Annotated in this window: 2 protein-coding genes and 1 pseudogene; 1 reads left to right on the forward strand and 2 read right to left on the reverse strand. The window is 60.5% G+C overall.

Going from position 1 to position 1983, the window contains the following annotated elements; translation table 11 throughout:
• Positions 1 to 446 (reverse strand): annotated as a pseudogene (locus AB0366_RS26840) (NAD(P)/FAD-dependent oxidoreductase); the annotation flags it as partial.
• Between the two features lie 158 nt (positions 447 to 604).
• Positions 605 to 1573 carry a diiron oxygenase gene (locus tag AB0366_RS26845; protein ID WP_027498243.1) on the reverse strand — a complete coding sequence of 323 codons (969 nt, stop codon included), beginning with the start codon at positions 1571 to 1573 and terminating at the stop codon, positions 605 to 607.
• Between the two features lie 132 nt (positions 1574 to 1705).
• On the opposite strand from AB0366_RS26845, the gene AB0366_RS26850 reads away from it, so the two are divergent.
• The coding region (locus tag AB0366_RS26850) for a DUF4873 domain-containing protein (protein ID WP_366246598.1) at positions 1706 to 1983 on the forward strand (278 nt) is incomplete at its 3' end.

The following is a 1983-nucleotide window of genomic DNA, read 5'->3' on the forward strand; positions in this document are numbered from 1 at the left end:
ATGTACTGCGCGACGTACTCCCGGCCCGACTCGGTACGCAGGTGCCACCGAGATTCGGACTCGCTCCAGTATCCGGAGACCAACTTCTGCCCGAAGTGGATCTTCTGAGTGACACCACGCTTGTTGGAGATATCTTTCAGGTACTGCTCGATTTCGGGCTGCGAGGACCACACCTTCGACCAGCTACCGCGACTCTCGAACGAGTAGGAGTACATCAGTGACGGTACGTCGCACGCGCATCCCGGATAGGTGTTGTCGCGCCACGTCCCACCGACGGAGTCGGCCTTTTCTAGAACGATGAAATCACTGTACCCGCGTCGGCGGAGCTGGACGGCCATACCGAGGCCAGAGAAGCCGCTGCCGATGATGAGAACTTTGGTAGTGATGGGCTCGGTTATTCCCGGGTCTGTCGCCGTGGCGGCGGACTTGGCGTTGGAGGACGGCATTGTGAAAATCTCCTGATCGAATGCAGAAAACGGACCCGCACGGCGCGCCGTGACGCGTGGCAGGTGTGGGAATGTCATCCGCCCAAGCCCACGAACCGAGGAATCCGGTCGTGGGGTCGAGGAATGGGCTGTGGGACGCGCGGACCGGGCCGGGCGTGTTAGCGCAGATCGTCGGGCAGGCTGCGCGTTGCGCGCCACATCGCCATCGTGAACTTCCCCTCCATCATTCCGGCCTCGTGGAAGAATCGGATCATCGGCTCGGACATGAACTGCAAGTTGACGCGATAGTTCGGGCTCGTCTGCTGCGCCCACAGGCCGCGCAGACGGCTGATTCCGACATCGGGATATACCTTCGGATTGATGAGCAACGGGTATGCAAAGTTCGCAATGGCCGCCAACGTGCCTCTATGCCAGGCGCGCGAGATGCGTCCGCGACGCTGCATCCCTTCCACCATTTCCAGCCGCGCGAACGTGATGTGACGGGCCTCTTCGAGAACGTGGATCTTCATGAGCTGGCGCAGCTGCGGCTGCATTTTCGGGTCATTCATCGCCTCGCGCTGAGCGCGGTCGAGGATCTCCTCGATGAGCAGAGTCGCGCCGGACACGGACGGGCCGAGAGGCACAAAGTGCAAGATCTTCGCGATGCTCAAGAACCCCTTCGGCAACTTGTACGGTGCCAGGCCCGTCTTGTTGATCAGTCGGGCGAACATCGTCGAGTGACGTGCCTCGTCGCCGATCTCGTTAAGGGCGTAGAGGGACCTTTGATCTGTCAGGGCGCCTTTGGCGGATGTTCGGAGCAGCGCCGAGCTGAGCAGATTCTCCGCGTAGATACCGAAGCTGAGGATGCTGACGATTTCGTGGCGCCCGAGTTCCGCCTTTTGCTCGTCGCTCATTCTCTCCCACAGCTTGGTGCCGTAGAGCGAGACCCGATGCTCTGGCAGGTAGTACTTTCCTTCCTCCCAGGGTGAGTCCCAATCGATGTCGATCTCCGCGTCATAGAATTTTTCGGCCGCCGCCCGCAGCAGTCGGCCGGCAGATCTCTGCATGTCGACGGGCTTGCGGGCGCTGACACGCGCAGCGCCTTCCGTTGAGACGTCGGGCTTGGTCTCCACATTTTGAACGGTCATGTGACACCTCCGTTGCGTTCCGGGCCGAGCTGAGTCTCGACTTCATACCCGTACTCCGGGTACCAGATACTGATAGTGTCTGCGCCAATGCGTTCTTTTGTCAATGTTTGATGTGAAGAAAGTGAGCCTTGCGTGTCTGACGACCACGATCTCGACTACTCCGGCGAGGGCACCTTGGTGTGCCGTGGCAAGGAGATTGCTGTCGGGGTGAAGATCAAAGGCTATTTCCAGCCCCTCAACGGCTTATACACCTGGTACGGAAGGATCGACAAGAATGATGCGCTCCACGCCGCCCTCTCGGGAAGGCGCACGGTTGCCGTCTTTGCGACACCAGAGGGACGCGCCGAGTGCGTCGTGGGCGACCCTGATTTCTGGGACCGCTATCGCATCTCGGGCACGAGCAGACCGCC

It is taken from the genome of Rhodococcus sp. NPDC076796 (genome assembly GCF_040702765.1).
Classification (GTDB): Bacteria; Actinomycetota; Actinomycetes; order Mycobacteriales; family Mycobacteriaceae; genus Rhodococcoides.